Here is a 14,850-nt window from a genome sequence, read left to right as displayed (position 1 = left end):
GGCGGGCCCATCCGTTCGGCCCTTTTGTTCAGCCGTCCAGGTTCAGCGAGAGCAGTGCGTTCTCCACGACCTCGGTCAGCGCCGGATGGATCCAGTACTGGCCGCGGGCCACCTCCAGCGGATGTTGGTCGAAGGACATGGCCTGGATCAGCGGCTGGATCAGCATGGAGGCCTCGTGGCCCAGGATGTGCGCGCCGAGCAGCTTGCCGGTCTCGCGCTCGGCGAGCAGCTTGACGAACCCGGTGGTGTCCTCCATCGCCCATCCGTAGGCGGTGGAGCCGTACTCCTGCACGGCGAGGGCCAGATGCGTGCCGCGTTCGGCCGTGTAGTCCAGCGCCTGGTCCTCGGTGAGCCCGACGGCGGCGATCTGCGGGTGCGTGAACACGGCGGCCGGCACGAAGCGGTGGTCGCTGCGGCGCAGGTTGTCGGGATGCACCAGGTTGTGGGCCACCACGCGGGCCTCGTGGTTGGCCACGTGCTTGAGCTGGTGCTCGCTGCTGGCGTCCCCGAGCGCCCAAAGGCCGGGCACCGGCTGGCCGCCGCTGAGCACCCGCTGGTACTCGTCCACGGCAACCCGTCCGTCCGGGTGGTGGTCGAAGCCGGCCGCGGCGGTGGCCAGCCGGTCGGTGTTGGGGACCCGGCCGGTGGCCACCAGGACCAGGTCGACGTCGAGCTCGGTCACCTGCCCCGGGGCGTCCAGCACCACATGGACTGATCCGTCGGGGTTGGCGGTGATGCTGCGGGCTTCGTGGCGGCGCAGCAGGTTCCACTGCTTTTCCGCTTCGACGGTGAAGCGTTCGGCCACGGCCTGGTCCTGGCCGCGGAGCAGGAAGCCGGAGCGCACCGCCATGCTGACCTCGCTGCCCAGGGCGGAGAAGATGAACCCGAACTCCGCGGCGATGTAGCCGCCGCCGAGGATCAGGATCCGCCGGGGCAGCTCGTCGACCCGCATGACGGTGTCGGAGGTGTGCACCTGCGGCAGGTCGATGCCGGGGATCGGGGGGACGAACGGCCGGGAGCCGGCGGCGATGACGATCTGGTCGGCGCTGATCCGCTGCCCCGATGCCGTTTCCAGCGCGTGCGGTCCGGTGAACCGGGCGTACTCCGGATAGAGGGTGACGTTCTCCAGCTCCTCGTCCCGGTAACGGCGCCCGCCGTCGGAGATCGCGTCGATCCGGGTGAAGATGCGGTCGCGGATTTCCCGCCAGCGGGTCCCGGTGTGGGCCAGTTCGACGCCCAGCCGGCCGGCTTCGGCCGACGTGGCGGCGAGCGTGGCCGGATAGACGAACATCTTGGTGGGGATGCAGCCGACGTTCAGGCAGGTGCCGCCGAAGGTTCCGCCGTCGATCAGGGCGACCTTGCGCCCGTCCCAGTCGGGGGTGATGAGGGTGTTGCCGGAGCCGGAGCCGACGATGGCGAGGTCGTAGTGGGTCACGGCTTCAGTCTAGTCCGGGCCCGGAGACGGCCGCGGGGCGGTACGGCTGCTGCCGTACCGCCCCGCGGAATGTCCTGCCCGCCCGCGTTACCTGCCTTCGGGCTCCAGCACGACGATCAGGTCTCCGCCCTGGACCTGGGAGACTCCGGTCAGGGCCACCCGCTGCACGGTGCCGCCGGTGGGGGTGGTGATCGAGGCCTCCATCTTCATCGCCTCGATGGTGGCGACGGCGTCGCCCGCGGCCACGGTGTCGCCTTCCTTCACCGTCACGGTGACCGCTCCGGCGAACGGCGCGGCGACGTGGCCGGGGTTGCCCGGATCGGCGCGCTCGGCGACCTTGAAGTCGGTCTCCACGCTGCGGTCCCGCACCAGCACCGGGCGCAGCTGGCCGTTCAGGGTGGTCATGACCGTGCGCATGCCCTTTTCGTCGGGCTCGGAGACGGCGTCGACGGTGGCGATGAGCCGCACGCCCTTCTCCAGGTCCACCACGTGCTCCTCGCCGTACTGCAGCCCGTAGAGGTAGTCGCGGGTGCGCAGGACGGAGAGGTCTCCGTAGGTGCTGCGCACCGAGTCGAATTCCTTGGCCGGGCCGGGGAACAGCAGCCGGTTCAGGGTGCGGCGCCGTTCGGCGGAGTCCGCGGCCAGCCCGGCGCGGTCCTCGTCGGTGAGCTCGACGTCGCGCGGCTTCATCTTGCGTCCCTGCAGCGCCTTGCTGCGGAACGGCTCCGGCCAGCCGCCGGGCGGGTCGCCCAGCTCACCGTTGAGGAAGCCGATGACCGAGTCGGGGATGTCGTAGTCCTGCGGGTTTTCCTCGAACTCCTTCGGATCCACGTTCTGTCCGACCAGCTGGAGGGCCAGGTCGCCGACCACCTTGGAGGACGGGGTGACCTTGACCAGCCGGCCCAGGATCCGGTCCGCTGCGGTGTACATGTCCTCGATCGCTTCGAACCGCTCCCCCAGCCCCAGGGCGATGGCCTGCTGGCGCAGGTTGGAGAGCTGCCCGCCGGGGATCTCGTGGAGGTACACGCGGCCGGTGGGCCCGGTGAGACCGGACTCGAACGGTGCGTAGACGCGGCGCACGGCCTCCCAGTAGGGCTCCATGGCGCTGACCGCGGCCAGGTCCAGGCCGGTGTCCCGCTCGGTGTGGGCCAGGGCGGCGACCAGTGCGGAGGCGGCCGGCTGGCTGGTGGTGCCGGCCAGCGAGGCGCTGGCGACGTCGACCGCGTCCACGCCCGCCTCGGCGGCGGCGAGCAGCGTGGCCAGCTGCCCGCCGGCGGTGTCATGGGTGTGCAGGTGCACCGGCAGGTCGAACCGTTCGCGCAGCGCGGTGACGAGCTTCGCGGCGGCCGGCGGGCGGAGCAGCCCGGCCATGTCCTTGATCGCCAGGATGTGGGCGCCGGCGTCGACCATCTGCTGGGCCAGGCCCAGGTAGTAGTCCAGCGTGTAGAGCTTTTCCTCCGGGTCCAGCATGTCGGCGGTGTAGCACAGGGCCACTTCGGCGACGGCGGTGCCGGTGGCGCGCACCGCCCGGATGGCCGGCTCCATCTGGGAGACGTCGTTGAGGGCGTCGAAGATGCGGAAGATGTCGACGCCGGCGTCGGCGGCCTCCTGCACGAACGCCTCGGTGACCTCCACCGGGTAGGGGGTGTAGCCGACGGTGTTGCGGCCGCGCAGCAGCATCTGGATGCAGATGTTGGGCAGCGCCTCGCGCAGCGAGGTGAGCCGCTCCCACGGGTCTTCGCCGAGGAAGCGCAGCGCGACGTCGTAGGTCGCCCCGCCCCAGGCCTCCACCGAGAGCAGCTGCGGGGTCAGGGCGGCGACGGCGGGAGCGGCGGAAAGCAGGTCCCGGGTGCGGACCCGGGTGGCCAGCAGCGACTGGTGGGCGTCACGGAAGGTGGTGTCGGTGACCGCCAGCGCGGTCTGGGCCCGCAGCTCGGCGGCGAAGGCCTCCGGGCCCAGTTCCCGCAGCCGGTCCCGGGAGCCGGGACGCACCTCGGGCAGCTCGGCGGGCAGCTTGGCCTCCGGGTCCAGCTCGGTGGGCGGGGCGCCGTGCGGCTGGTTGACCGTGACGTCGGCCAGCCAGCTCAGGATCTTGGTGCCGCGGTCCGCGGACGCCCGGGCGCCGAGCAGCTCCGGGCGCTCCTCGATGAAGGAGGTGGCGACGTCGCCGGCCACGAACGCCGGGTCGTCGAGCACGGCCTGCAGGAACGGGATGTTGGTGGAGACGCCGCGGATCCGGAACTCGGCCAGCGCCCGGCGGGCGCGGTTCACGGCCATCGGGTAGGTGCGGCCGCGGCAGCTGAGCTTGACCAGCATGGAGTCGAAGTGCGGGCTGATCTCGGCGCCGGCGTAGACGGTGCCGCCGTCCAGGCGCACGCCGGCGCCGCCGGCGGAGCGGTAGGCGCTGATCTTGCCGACGTCGGGCCGGAACCCGTTGGCCGGGTCCTCGGTGGTGATCCGGCACTGCAGGGCCGCGCCGCGGATCTGCAGCTCCTCCTGGACCAGGCCCAGGTCGGAGAGGGTCTCGCCGGCGGCGATGCGCATCTGCGCCTGCACCAGGTCGACGTCGGTGATCTCCTCGGTGACCGTGTGCTCCACCTGGATGCGCGGGTTCATTTCGATGAAGACGTGCTGGCCGGCGCGGTCGCCGACGGTGTCGACCAGGAACTCGACGGTGCCGGCGTTGACGTAGTTCAGCGACTTCGCGAAGGCGACGGCGTCACGGTACAGCGCCTGGCGGATGCCCTCGTCCAGGTTCGGGGCCGGCGCGATTTCGATGACCTTCTGGTGGCGGCGCTGGAGGGAGCAGTCGCGCTCGAAGAGGTGGATGACGTTGCCTTCGCCGTCGGCGAGGACCTGCACCTCGATGTGCCGCGGGCGCAGGACGGCCTGCTCCAGGAAGACGGTGGGATCGCCGAAGGCGGTGTCGGCCTCACGCATCGCGGCGGCCAGGGCCTCGGGCAGCTGCTCGGCGGTGTCGACCCGGCGCATGCCGCGCCCTCCGCCGCCGGCGACGGCCTTCACGAAGATCGGGAAGCCGATCTCCTCGGCTTCGGCGAGCAGCTTCTCCGGATCTGCGCTCGGCGCGGTGGAGCGCAGCACGGGAATGCCGGCGCTGCGGGCCGCGTCGAGGGCGTGCACCTTGTGTCCGGCCAGTTCCAGCACGTCGGCGGCCGGCCCGATGAAGGTGATGCCGGCCTCGGCGGCCGCGCGGGCCAGTCCGGGATTCTCGGACAGGAAGCCGTAACCGGGGTAGATGGCGTCGGCGCCGGCCTCCCGAGCCACGCGGATGATCTCGTCCACGTCGAGGTAGGCCCGGACCGGGTGGCCCTTCTCGCCGATGAGATAGGCTTCGTCGGCCTTCTGCCGGTGGATCGAGTTTCGGTCTTCATAGGCGAACACGGCGACGGTTTTCGCGCCGAGCTCATAGGCGGCGCGGAAGGCCCGGATGGCGATCTCACCGCGGTTGGCGACCAGAATCTTCGAGAACATTGCTCTCCTGCATCGTTGGCGGCAGGGAGGCCGCAGTGTGTCGCCGCGGACCCTCTAACCGAAATCTTACGCGCGGCTGCGCGGCCCGGAAGGGCGGCAGCCATCCCGGCCGCCGCCACACAGGGCCGCGTTGCCAAGCGTGCTGCGTGTCACAGTTCCGCGGCCCAGTCTATGCGCCACCCCCGCAACAGCCGCTTCCCGGGTTACCTGCACCTGTCACATAGAATGATCGTGCAGCTTCCCCAGGGGGCCCTTCGCTCGTGATCCCGAGAAACGTTAGGTTTTGGTTCAACAAGTGCAAGTAGTGAGCATCAGCAGTCTCAAAGGCGGTGTGGGCAAGACATCGGTGACCCTGGGACTGGCATCGGCTGCACTGGCAGCGGGCATCCCCACCCTGGTGGTGGACCTGGACCCGCACGCTGACGCCACCACCGGCCTGGCCGTGAACCCGGGCGACAAGCCGGGCATCGGCGAGATGCTCAAGGGCGCCCGCCGGGCGGTGCTGACCGACAACGTGGTCTCCAGCGGCTGGACGGAGAACCACCTGCGCCGGCGGAAGGGCGATCCGAAGCGTCCCCCGGTGCTCGACGTCGCCATGGGCTCGGCCTTCACCGGCATCTATGACCGCCCCGACCTGGGCCGGCGGGACCTGCGCCGGCTCTCCACCCTGCTCTCCCGCGTCAGCGGCTACGGGCTGGTGCTCATCGACTGCCCGCCGTCGCTGAACGGCCTGACCCGGATGGCCTGGATGGCCAGCAACCGGGTGCTGCTGGTGGCCGAGCCGGGCCTGTTCTCCGTGGCCGGCACCGAGCGGACCATGCGCGCACTGGACCTGTTCCGCGAGGAGTTCGCGCCGAACCTGGCACCCGCGGGCATCGTGGCCAACCGGGTGCGCACCAGCTCCAACGAGCATTCCTTCCGCCTGGCGGAGATGCAGCAGATGTTCGGTGACCTGCTGCTGCAGCCGCACATTGCCGAGCAGGCCAACTGGCAGCAGATCCAGGGCGCCGCGCACGCGGTGCATCACTGGCCGGGCGAGTCCGCCAAGCAGGCCGCCGGCTCCTTCGACGCGCTGCTGAAGAACCTGGTGGAGAGCGGCCGCAGCCGCAACCGGGTCATGCGCCGGCCCGTGGCCTGAGCGGCCGGCACCACCGGACCGCATCCCCTGCAGAGAAGGGCGCCTCCCATGCGGGAGGCGCCCTTGCTGTCTATCTGCTCAAAAACCTGTGCGGCCGGTGATGCTCCCGCCGGGCGTCAGCTGATCTTGCGGGCCGCGCGCCGGGCGCCGAGCTCGTCGTTGGGGAAGGCCTGGTCTTCGGCGTGCTCGCTCGGCAGCTGGGCCAGGCTGCCCTCAACCTCGCGCCAGACGCGGCCGACGGCGATGCCGAAGACGCCCTGGCCGCCCTGGACCAGGTCGATGACCTCGTCGGCGGAGGTGCACTCGTAGACGCTGGCGCCGTCGCTCATCAGGGTGATCTGGGCCAGGTCCTCGACGCCGCGCTCACGCAGGTGCTCGACGGCGGTGCGGATCTGCTGGAGCGAGACCCCGGTGTCCAGCAGGCGCTTGACGACCTTCAGGACCAGGATGTCGCGGAAGGAGTAGAGCCGCTGGCTGCCCGATCCCGATGCCCCGCGGACCGCGGGCTCGACCAGCCCGGTACGGGCCCAGTAGTCCAGCTGACGGTAGGTGATGCCGGCGGCCTTGCAGGCGGTGGGCCCGCGGTAGCCGGCGTCTTCGTCGAGCAGGGGCAGGTCTTCGGTGAACAGCAAGCCCTGGGCACTGGATTCAGGGATCCTGCCGCGGTTGGCCGCGCCCTTCCCCTGATTACCGGCGTCGCCTTTCGGACTCACGTGTGCCTCCTTGTTGCGGTCCCCTCCTGAGATCGACACTGGCCGCGACGGAACAGGCTTGAGGAAATTGCTTCTCAGTCTGCCCCCGGCGGACCATAGGTGCAATGGGGAACTCTATGCTTCGACGTTAGAGCCGGGCGGGACCAAGGTCAAAGACGCCGGCGGTTTTTCTGCCGCGTGTCGGACCGGCGCCGGCCGGGGGCGGGTCAGTGCTCGAAGTCCTCGGGCTCGACGTCAGCCAGGAACTCGCGGAACTGGCGCAGCTCCTGCTCGGTGTCGCGGGTCTCGGTCTCGTCTTCGTCGTCGTCGTCGGCCTCGGCGATCCGCACGCCCGCCTCGTCCAGGACCTCATCGGCGCAGTAGATGGTGCAGGGCACCCGGAGCGCGACGGCGATGGCGTCGGAGGCGCGGGAGTTGACGGTGGTGCCGTCGTCGAACACCAGCTCGGCGTGGAACACGGTGTCCTGCACGCGCACCAGCTGCACCCGGGTGATGGTCCGGCCCAGGGCGGAGACCGTGTTGACCAGCAGGTCGTGGGTCATCGGGCGCGGCGGGACGATGCCCTGCTGCACGAAGGCGATGGCGCTGGCCTCCGGGGCGCCGATCCAGATGGGCAGGTGCCGCTCCCCCTCGGTCTCCTTGAGCAGGACCAGCGGCTGGTTGGAGGGCAGCTCGATGCGCACGCCCACGACTTCGACTTCTCGCACGCTCAGTTCTCCATCCGGGCGATCTGCCCATTGACCAGGGCGCTGTGCAGGTTCAGGCAGAGCTCGCTGATTTCGCGGGCCATCTCCGCCGCCCGCGCCTTGGACGCGACGTCGCGCCGGGAGGCGACGGGGGCCACCACCGTTTCCACCAGGCCCAGTTCGCGGTCCGCTGCGGCGCGGAAGGGGCGCAGGTGGCGCGGTTCGAGGCCGTGGGACTGCAGCTGGGCGCAGGCCCGCGCCACTTTCAGGGCGTGTTCGTCATAGCCGTCGTCGGGGGTGCCGATCAGCCCGTACTCGACCAGGTCACGGGCCAGGTCGGCGCCGACGCCGGACTCGGCCACCAGTTCGTCGAAGCTGAGGGTCCGGGCTTGGGCGGAGCGTTCGCCGGCCAGCTGGTCGGAGACCACGCGCGGGGTCAGGGACAGTCCGCCGGGCAGCTGCTCGGGCCGCTCGCCGCGGTCGATCGCGTCGAGGTAGTCCTTGATGACCTTCAGCGGCAGGTACTGGTCCCGCTGCAGGGCCAGCACGAACCGCAGCCGCTCGACGTCGTGGGCCGAGTATTTGCGGTATCCGGCCGCCGTGCGCTGCGGAGTGACCAGCCCCTTTTCCTCCAGGAAGCGGATCTTGGAGGCGCTGATGCCGGAAAACTCCGTGCTGAGGGTAGAGAGCACCTCACCGATGTTCAGGACGCGGCCGCGCGGGCGGTCCTGTCCGGCGCCGAGGGGGCGCCTGACCGGTTGTGATGCTGACATACCGTAAGCCTACTAGCCCTCGCGGCTGGAGGCGGGGCGGGCGGCGTAGAACGTGAGCCGGAACTTGCCGATCTGCACCTCGTTGCCGTTGCGCAGCATCAGGGTGTCGACCCGGTCGTTGTTCACGTAGGTGCCGTTGAGGCTGCGGGCATCCACCAGGCGGAAGCCCTCGGGAGTCCGGTGGAACTCGGCATGCTTGCGGGAGACGGTGACGTCATCCAGGAAGATGTCGGCGTTCGGGTGCCGTCCGGCGCTGGTGACGTCGGAGTCAAGCAGGAACCGTGCCCCGGTGTTCGGGCCGGTGTGCGCGATCAGCAGCGCGGAGCCGGCCGGCAGCGCCGCGACGGCGGCCCGCTCGTCCGGGCTGAGCTTCGGCTCGACCGTGGTGGCATCCTGCAGCGGCGGAAGAAAAATCGACGTCGTGTCTTCCGCGGTCAGCTCGCGCTGATCGCCCTGTGCGGCGTTGTGTTCCTCGCCCGCCATTGTTATCCCTCCCCAAAGAGCCCGACTCCGTCACCTGCGTTCCCACTAGGGTGAACGCTGGGCCGTGGCCGTGCAAATGCTGCTGACATAATCTGCCGTACCGGCTCACCTAGCCTACCTGCTGCGCCCCGGATCCGGCACTGCCGTATTGGCCGGACCTGAGTAACGGTTTGCCCGGAAGGCAAGGTGGAAGCCCTCCCCGCCGAGGTCCAGGCGCCGCACCGCCACCCCGTACACCGGTTCCAGCACCTCGGGAACCAGCACCTCGTCGGCGGTGCCGGCCGCGGCAACCCGGCCGCCGTCGAGCAGCAGCAGCCGGTCGCAGTACGCGGCGGCGAGGTTCAGGTCATGCAGCACCACGGCGACCGTGTGGTGCCGTTCCACTGCGAGGGACCGGACCAGGCCCAGGACCTCGTGCTGGTAGCGCACGTCCAGGTGGTTGGTCGGTTCGTCCAGCAGCATGTGCGTGGCCTGCTGGGCCAGCGCCCGGGCGATCAGCACCCGCTGCCGTTCCCCGCCCGAGAGCGCGTCGAAGGGCTGCCCGGCCAGGTGCAGCGCCCCGACCTGCTCCAGCGCCGCGGCGGCGGCTCGCTCGTCGGCGGCCCCGGTGCGGGCGAAGCCGGAGCGGTGCGGGGTGCGGCCCAGCAGCACCATGTCCGAGACCAGCAGCGGCAGCTCGCCCGGGGTTTCCTGCACCACCACGGACACGCGGCGGGCGATCTCCCGGGCCGGCAGGGAGGTGAGCTCCTCGCGGTCGAGGAACACCGCGCCGTCGCCCTTCAGCGAGCCGTAGAGGGTGCGCAGCAGGGTCGTCTTCCCGGATCCGTTGGGCCCGACCAGGCCCAGGACCTGCCCGTGCGGGGCCTGCAGGTCCACCGCCTCGAGCACCCGCCGGTCCCCGAAGGCGTAGCCCACGCCGCTGGCCGCGATCATCGGGAAAAGTGCTCCACCATGCGCGCCAGGCCGTCGATGGCCAGCGGGCCGGGCGGCTCCGTGAAGTTGAACGGCTGGACCAGGATCGCGTCCTGCTGCACCGCGGTGATGGCGTCCGCGCCGTTCAGGGACGTGACGGCGGCCTTGATGTCCTCCGGCGCGCCGTCGGAGTAGAGCAGGATCAGCACATCCGGGTTGCGGCCCACCAGTTCCTCCGGGGTGACCTCGAAGACCCGCTCCTGGACGTCGGCGAACACGTTGGTGAAGCCGGCGGCCTCCAGCTGCGGATGCGCCATCGAGGAGGTGCCGTAGGCGTAGGGCACTCCCCCGCCCACGGTCGGGTACAGCACGGCGGCGGTGCGCTGCTCGTTCGGGTCGACGTCGGCGAGCACGTCCGCCAGCTGCTCCTGCAGGCGGGCGACGGCGGCCTCCGCCTCCGCCTCGGCGTCGAAGATCCGCCCGTAGTTGCGCATCTGGTCGTAGATGTCCTCAAAGGAGGGGTCCGTGGGCGGCTGCGGGCAGAGCGCCGGTTCCTGGAGCAGCGGCAGCCCGGCGGCGGCCAGGGTGTCCCGGTCCAGGTTGGCGGCGTCGCCGAGCACGATGTCGGGCCGCTGCGCCACGACGGCTTCGCGGGAGATCTGCAGGTGGCCGGAGGAGTCCAGTTCGTCGCTGAGCATGGGAATGTCCTGAAGCTCGGCCCAGGTCGCGTCGTCGTAATAATCGCGGGGATAGGCGCCGGCGCGGGCGGTGACCACCTCGCTGAGCACGCCCAGCTCGTGCAGGAACGGCACGGAGGCGGATTTGAGCAGCACCGCCCGTTCCGGACGCTGTTCGAAGGTCACCTCGGTGCCGCAGTTCCGGATGGTGAGCGGATAGCCGGTGTCGCCGGCCGCTGCCGGGGCGTCCGTGCCGGTGTCGCCGGCGCCGCAGCCGCTGAGGGCAACGGCGAGGGCCGCGGCGGCGGCGAGCGTCCGGGCGGGGCGGGTGCGGGCGGTGGAGGCCGTGCGGATCATCAAAGGCTCCTGGCGGGGTGGAATCGGGTCAGGCGGCGGCGGGACGCAGCCTGCGGACGAGGTAGAGCAGGAACGGCGCGCCGACCAGGGCGGTGACGATGCCGATGGGCAGTTCGCGCGGCTGCATCACCATCCGGGAGAGCAGATCGGCGGCCAGCAGGAACAGGGCTCCCAGCAGGGCCGCTGCGGGCACGGCCCAGGCGTGGGCGGCGCCCGCCAGGCGGCGGGCCAGGTGCGGGACCACCAGGCCGACGAAGCCGATGCTGCCGGAGGCGGCCACGATGAAGCCGACGCAGAGCGAGACCACCACCAGCAGCTGGGTGCGGAAGCGGGTGGGCCGCACGCCCAGGGCCAGGGCCGTCTCGTCCCCGACGGCCAGGGCATCCAGCCGCCGGGCCCAGGCCGTGAGCAGGACGACGGTGAGCACGACGACGGCGCCCAGCGCCGCCAACGGCGTTCCCCACCGGGACAGCGAGAGGGAGCCAAGCAGCCAGAACATCACCGAGCGGGCACCCTCGGCGGAGCCTGACGCGAAGATCAGGAAGCTGGTCAGCGCGGAGAGCGCATAGCCGACGGCGACTCCGGCCAGCAGCAGGCGCACCGAGGTGATGCGCCCGGCGGCCCGGGCCACGACGAACACCAGCAGGGAGGCGGCGAGCGCGCCGAGGAACGCGCTGCCGGCCAGGGCGTGCTCGCCCAGTCCGAGTCCGAGCCCGAACAGGATGGTGGCGGCGGCGCCGCTGGAGGCACCGGAGTTGATGCCGAGCAGGTACGGATCGGCCAGCATGTTGCGCACCATGGCCTGCAGCGCCATGCCGCAGACGGCCAGCCCGGCACCCACGGACAGGCCCATGAGCACCCTGGGCAGGCGCACGTCCCAGACGATGGCGTCGGCCACCGGGTCCAGCCCCGCCGTCGGGCCTGCCCCCAGGCGCGCCGCGATGACCTGCAGCACTTCACCGGGCGGCACCCAGACCGGGCCGACCGCCACGCCCATCAGCGCCGCGGCGAAGAGGGCGGCGGCGAGCGCGGCGAGGATGCCGGTGTTGCGGCGGCGGCGTCGGGCCCGGCCCAGCGGATCAGCGTCGGGCCGGGTTCCCGCCGGGACAGCTGTGGACACACAAACCCCTTATCGCGAGCACTTCGGCCTAAAAGCCTACCTACCGGGGCAGCCTAAGCCGCAGTGATGACGCGGCACGTCACCGGCGCGCGTGGGGGAAGCGGCGGGGCCCGGTGCCCGGGGTCCCGGTGTCCGGGCCCAGCGTCCGGCGGCCCGGTGTCCGGGGGGCCGGTGCCCGGCCGTCAGCGCTCGGGCGTCTGCTGGTGGTGGATCAGCCGCGCACCCTCCGGGGTGTCCACCCAGCTGGAGGACATCACCGCCCGGTAGGTCTCGGCGCCGCGGCGTCCGGTGAACCGGTAGGTGTGGACGGCGGTCCGGCCGGCCCTGAAGTACCACAGCGGAGCGAGCTCGATGTCATCCCAGCCGGGGGACGCGGCGATCGCGTCGATGCACTGGTTCCGGTCCAGCGTTGCCCCGGGAACCACGAGCAGCGCCTCCTGGTGCAGCAGCTCCACGTACGCGGGCGCTCCCTCCGCGGCCAGCTGCCGCTCCAGCACCAGCAGTTCCTCCTCCTGCAGCCCCGTCCGCCCCTCATGCCTGCCCTGCGCTCCCGCTGCGGTCATATCGTCCTCCCCTGGTGCTCGGCGTCGGCCCGGTCCGCTACAGTCCGGCGGGTCACCGCGGCGGCGCCCGGAGACAGGATAGGCCGGTACCCGGGGCATCAGAAGCGAATCGGGGCAGATGCGGGAGCGGGCGTCGAAACGGGCCCGGCACGGCATCCGGCCGGTTCCGGGAATGAAGGGAAGGTGCACCCCATGGCACAGGAGGATCTGGTGGGCCGGGTACGGGCTGCCCTTGCGGCGGAGCCGCCGGCCCGGGAGGTGGCCATGTTCGGCGGACGCTCCTTCATGGTGAACGGAAAGATGGTCGCCGCCGCCCGGAAGACCGGTGACCTGCTGGTGCGGGTGTCACCGGACCGGCACGCTGAACTGCTGGGCAGGCCCGAAGCGGCCCAGGCAGAGATGGGCGCCGGGCGCAGCATGGGAGAAGGCTGGATCTCAGTGCGCGGAGACGCCGTCGCTGACCAGGAGCAGCTGGACTTCTGGCTGGGCGTGGCGCTGGAGTTCAACCGGTCAGGGTAGCTCCTCCCCGCCGGCCCTAGGCTGGGTTCATGCAGACGCGTCTGGTGGCCCGAATGGAACGACACCAGGTGGGCCTCTACCTGCTGGCCCTTGCGGCCGGCGGAATCTTCGGATGGCTGGCGCCGGCGGCCGCCGCTCCCCTCCAGCTGGCCATCAGCCCCGTCCTGGGCCTGCTGCTGTTCGCCACCTTCCTGGGCATTCCGTTCGCCCGGATCGGCCGGGCCGTCCGGGACGGACGGTTCATGGCCACGGTGCTGGTCCTGAACTTCCTGGTGGTACCGGCAGTTGTGTACGGCCTGTCCCGGTTTGTGGCCGGAGAGCAGGCGCTGCTCGTCGGGGTGATGCTGGTCCTGCTTGCCCCGTGCGTTGACTACGTCATCGTGTTCTCCGGCCTGGCCGGTGGCTCGAGCGATCGCCTCCTTGCCGCGGCGCCGGTCCTGATGCTGGCCCAGATGGTGTTCCTCCCGCTGTACCTGCTGTTATTCATCGGACCGGACCTGGTGTCGGTCATCGAACCGGCGCCCTTCGTTGAGGCGCTCATCGGCCTGATCGCCGTGCCGTTGGCCGCGGCGGCCCTGGTGCAGCGCCTGGCGCGCCGCTCGTCGGCGGCCCGCCGCCTGATGGGCCTCCTGCAGAACCTCATGGTGCCGCTGATGATGCTGGTGCTCGCCGTGGTGGTCGCTTCCCAGATTGTCGGCGTGGGGCGGGAACTGGGCTCCCTGCTCGCTGCGGTGCCGGTGTACGTCGCTTTCCTGGTCATCATGGTTCCGCTGGGCCTGCTCGCCGCCCGGACGGCAGGCCTGGACCCGGGCAGCTCCACGGCGGCGGTCTTCAGCGGCGCGACGAGGAACTCCCTCGTGGTTCTTCCGCTGGCCCTGGCGCTGCCGGACTCCCTGGCGCTGGTGCCCCTGGTCGTCGTGACGCAGACCCTTGTGGAACTGGTCGGCATGGTGGCCTGCGTTCGGATCCTGCCCCGGTTGATTCCCGCACCTGTGTCTCCGGGGCCGGTGTCTCCGGGTTTCGGCGGCGCCGGCTGAAGACGCCGGCCGCGCCTGCGGCCGGTCGCCATCGGCGGCGGCCGGTGGAAGGATAGGCGCATGCCTGAGATGCCGGAAGTGGAGTGCCTGGTCCGATTCCTGGATGAGCGGGCGCGCGGACTGCAGTTGACGCGCGTGGCCGTCGGCCAGATCAATGCCCTGAAGACCTTTGACCCTCCCATCAGCGCGCTCGACGGCGCGGCGGTGACCGGCGTCGTCCGGCACGGCAAGTTCCTGGACCTGGCGGCGGCGGACCCGGGCACGGGCGAGCAGCTGCACCTGGTGTTCCATCTGGCGAAGGCCGGCTGGCTGCGCTGGTATGAGCAGGCGCCCGCCGCCCCGTTGAAGCCCGGCAAGGGCCGGACGGCGCTGCGGGCCGGCTTCTCCGACGGTTCCGGGTTCGACCTGACCGAAGCCGGCACGAAGAAGTCCCTGGCCGTTTACGTGGTGCGTGAGCCGGACGAGGTGCCCGGGATCGCCCGGCTGGGCCCGGACCCGCTGGACGGGGATTTCACCGCCGAGGTGTTCGCCGGCCTGCTGGCCGGGCGGCGGACCCAAATCAAGGGCGTCCTGCGGGACCAGGGCACGATCGCCGGCGTCGGCAACGCCTACTCCGACGAGATCCTGCACGCGGCGCACATGTCTCCGTTCGCGCTCGCGGACTCGCTGGACGCCGACGAGGTCCAGCGGCTGTACACGGCGCTGCGCGGGGTGCTGGCGGAGGCGGTGGCGGCAGCGGCGGGCAAGCCGGCGGCCGAGCTGAAGGACGCCAAGCGCAGCGGGATGCGCGTGCACGGCCGGGCCGGTGAGGTCTGCCCGGTGTGCGGGGACACGGTGCGCAGCGTGTCCTTCGCCGACAACTCCATGGAGTACTGCCCCAACTGCCAGACCGGCGGCAAAATCCTGGCGGACCGCCGGCTCTCCCGGCTGCTGAAGTAACCTGCG

The 14,850-nt window shown here is 71.2% G+C and carries 14 protein-coding genes; 4 read left to right on the top strand and 10 right to left on the bottom strand.

What is annotated here, in order from left to right:
- Nucleotides 1-28 precede the first annotated feature (28 nt).
- Nucleotides 29-1,435 carry a mycothione reductase gene (locus tag AC5RV6_RS07610; protein ID WP_494006712.1) on the bottom strand — a complete coding sequence of 469 codons (1,407 nt, stop codon included), beginning with the start codon at nt 1,433-1,435 and terminating at the stop codon, nt 29-31.
- A gap of 87 nt (nt 1,436-1,522) precedes the next feature.
- Nucleotides 1,523-4,927 (bottom strand): pyruvate carboxylase, encoded by a 3,405-nt coding sequence (locus tag AC5RV6_RS07605; RefSeq protein WP_494006711.1) that lies wholly within the window; start codon nt 4,925-4,927, stop codon nt 1,523-1,525.
- A gap of 295 nt (nt 4,928-5,222) precedes the next feature.
- Here AC5RV6_RS07605 and AC5RV6_RS07600 point away from each other — a divergent pair, with 295 nt between their 5' ends.
- Nucleotides 5,223-6,065, top strand: coding sequence for a ParA family protein (locus AC5RV6_RS07600; protein WP_494006710.1), 843 nt, complete (start codon nt 5,223-5,225; stop codon nt 6,063-6,065).
- Between the two features lie 116 nt (nt 6,066-6,181).
- Here the strand turns inward: AC5RV6_RS07600 and AC5RV6_RS07595 are convergent, their stop codons facing one another.
- The 8 genes from AC5RV6_RS07595 to AC5RV6_RS07560 form a co-directional block, all read right to left on the bottom strand.
- Nucleotides 6,182-6,778 (bottom strand): MerR family transcriptional regulator, encoded by a 597-nt coding sequence (locus AC5RV6_RS07595; RefSeq protein WP_494006709.1) that lies wholly within the window; start codon nt 6,776-6,778, stop codon nt 6,182-6,184.
- Between the two features lie 206 nt (nt 6,779-6,984).
- Nucleotides 6,985-7,485 (bottom strand): bifunctional nuclease family protein, encoded by a 501-nt coding sequence (locus AC5RV6_RS07590; RefSeq protein WP_494006708.1) that lies wholly within the window; start codon nt 7,483-7,485, stop codon nt 6,985-6,987.
- Nucleotides 7,486-7,487: 2 nt separating this feature from the next.
- Nucleotides 7,488-8,237, bottom strand: coding sequence for a transcriptional regulator FtsR (gene ftsR, locus AC5RV6_RS07585; protein WP_494006707.1), 750 nt, complete (start codon nt 8,235-8,237; stop codon nt 7,488-7,490).
- A gap of 12 nt (nt 8,238-8,249) precedes the next feature.
- Complete coding sequence (locus AC5RV6_RS07580; RefSeq protein ID WP_494006706.1) at nt 8,250-8,720, bottom strand: FHA domain-containing protein; 471 nt, start codon at nt 8,718-8,720, stop codon at nt 8,250-8,252.
- 114 nt (nt 8,721-8,834) lie between these two features.
- Entirely contained in the window at nt 8,835-9,653 is an 819-nt protein-coding gene (locus AC5RV6_RS07575) for an ABC transporter ATP-binding protein (RefSeq protein ID WP_494006705.1), read from the bottom strand.
- On the bottom strand, nt 9,650-10,666 hold the full coding sequence (locus AC5RV6_RS07570) for an ABC transporter substrate-binding protein (RefSeq protein WP_494006704.1): 1,017 nt from the start codon (nt 10,664-10,666) through the stop codon (nt 9,650-9,652). Before AC5RV6_RS07570 ends, AC5RV6_RS07575 begins: the two co-directional genes overlap by 4 nt.
- 28 nt (nt 10,667-10,694) lie before the next feature.
- Nucleotides 10,695-11,786 (bottom strand): FecCD family ABC transporter permease, encoded by a 1,092-nt coding sequence (locus tag AC5RV6_RS07565; RefSeq protein ID WP_494006703.1) that lies wholly within the window; start codon nt 11,784-11,786, stop codon nt 10,695-10,697.
- A 182-nt stretch (nt 11,787-11,968) separates the two neighbouring features.
- Nucleotides 11,969-12,349, bottom strand: a complete 381-nt coding sequence (locus AC5RV6_RS07560; protein ID WP_494006702.1) for a hypothetical protein — start codon at nt 12,347-12,349, stop codon at nt 11,969-11,971.
- A 192-nt stretch (nt 12,350-12,541) separates the two neighbouring features.
- Here AC5RV6_RS07560 and AC5RV6_RS07555 point away from each other — a divergent pair, with 192 nt between their 5' ends.
- From AC5RV6_RS07555 to AC5RV6_RS07545, 3 genes are read left to right on the top strand one after another with little or no spacing between them, the layout of a single operon-like run.
- Nucleotides 12,542-12,868, top strand: a complete 327-nt coding sequence (locus AC5RV6_RS07555; protein WP_494006701.1) for a TfoX/Sxy family protein — start codon at nt 12,542-12,544, stop codon at nt 12,866-12,868.
- Between the two features lie 29 nt (nt 12,869-12,897).
- Entirely contained in the window at nt 12,898-13,905 is a 1,008-nt protein-coding gene (locus AC5RV6_RS07550) for an arsenic resistance protein (RefSeq protein WP_494006700.1), read from the top strand.
- Between the two features lie 60 nt (nt 13,906-13,965).
- The gene (locus tag AC5RV6_RS07545; RefSeq protein WP_494006699.1) at nt 13,966-14,844 is read left to right on the top strand and encodes an Fpg/Nei family DNA glycosylase; all 879 of its coding nucleotides are present in this window, start codon (nt 13,966-13,968) and stop codon (nt 14,842-14,844) included.
- Nucleotides 14,845-14,850 lie beyond the last annotated feature (6 nt).

The sequence above is a fragment of the Arthrobacter saudimassiliensis genome (assembly GCF_059090665.1).
The sequence above is the reverse complement of the archived record's forward strand: the minus strand, read 5'-3'. Positions and strand labels throughout refer to the sequence as shown.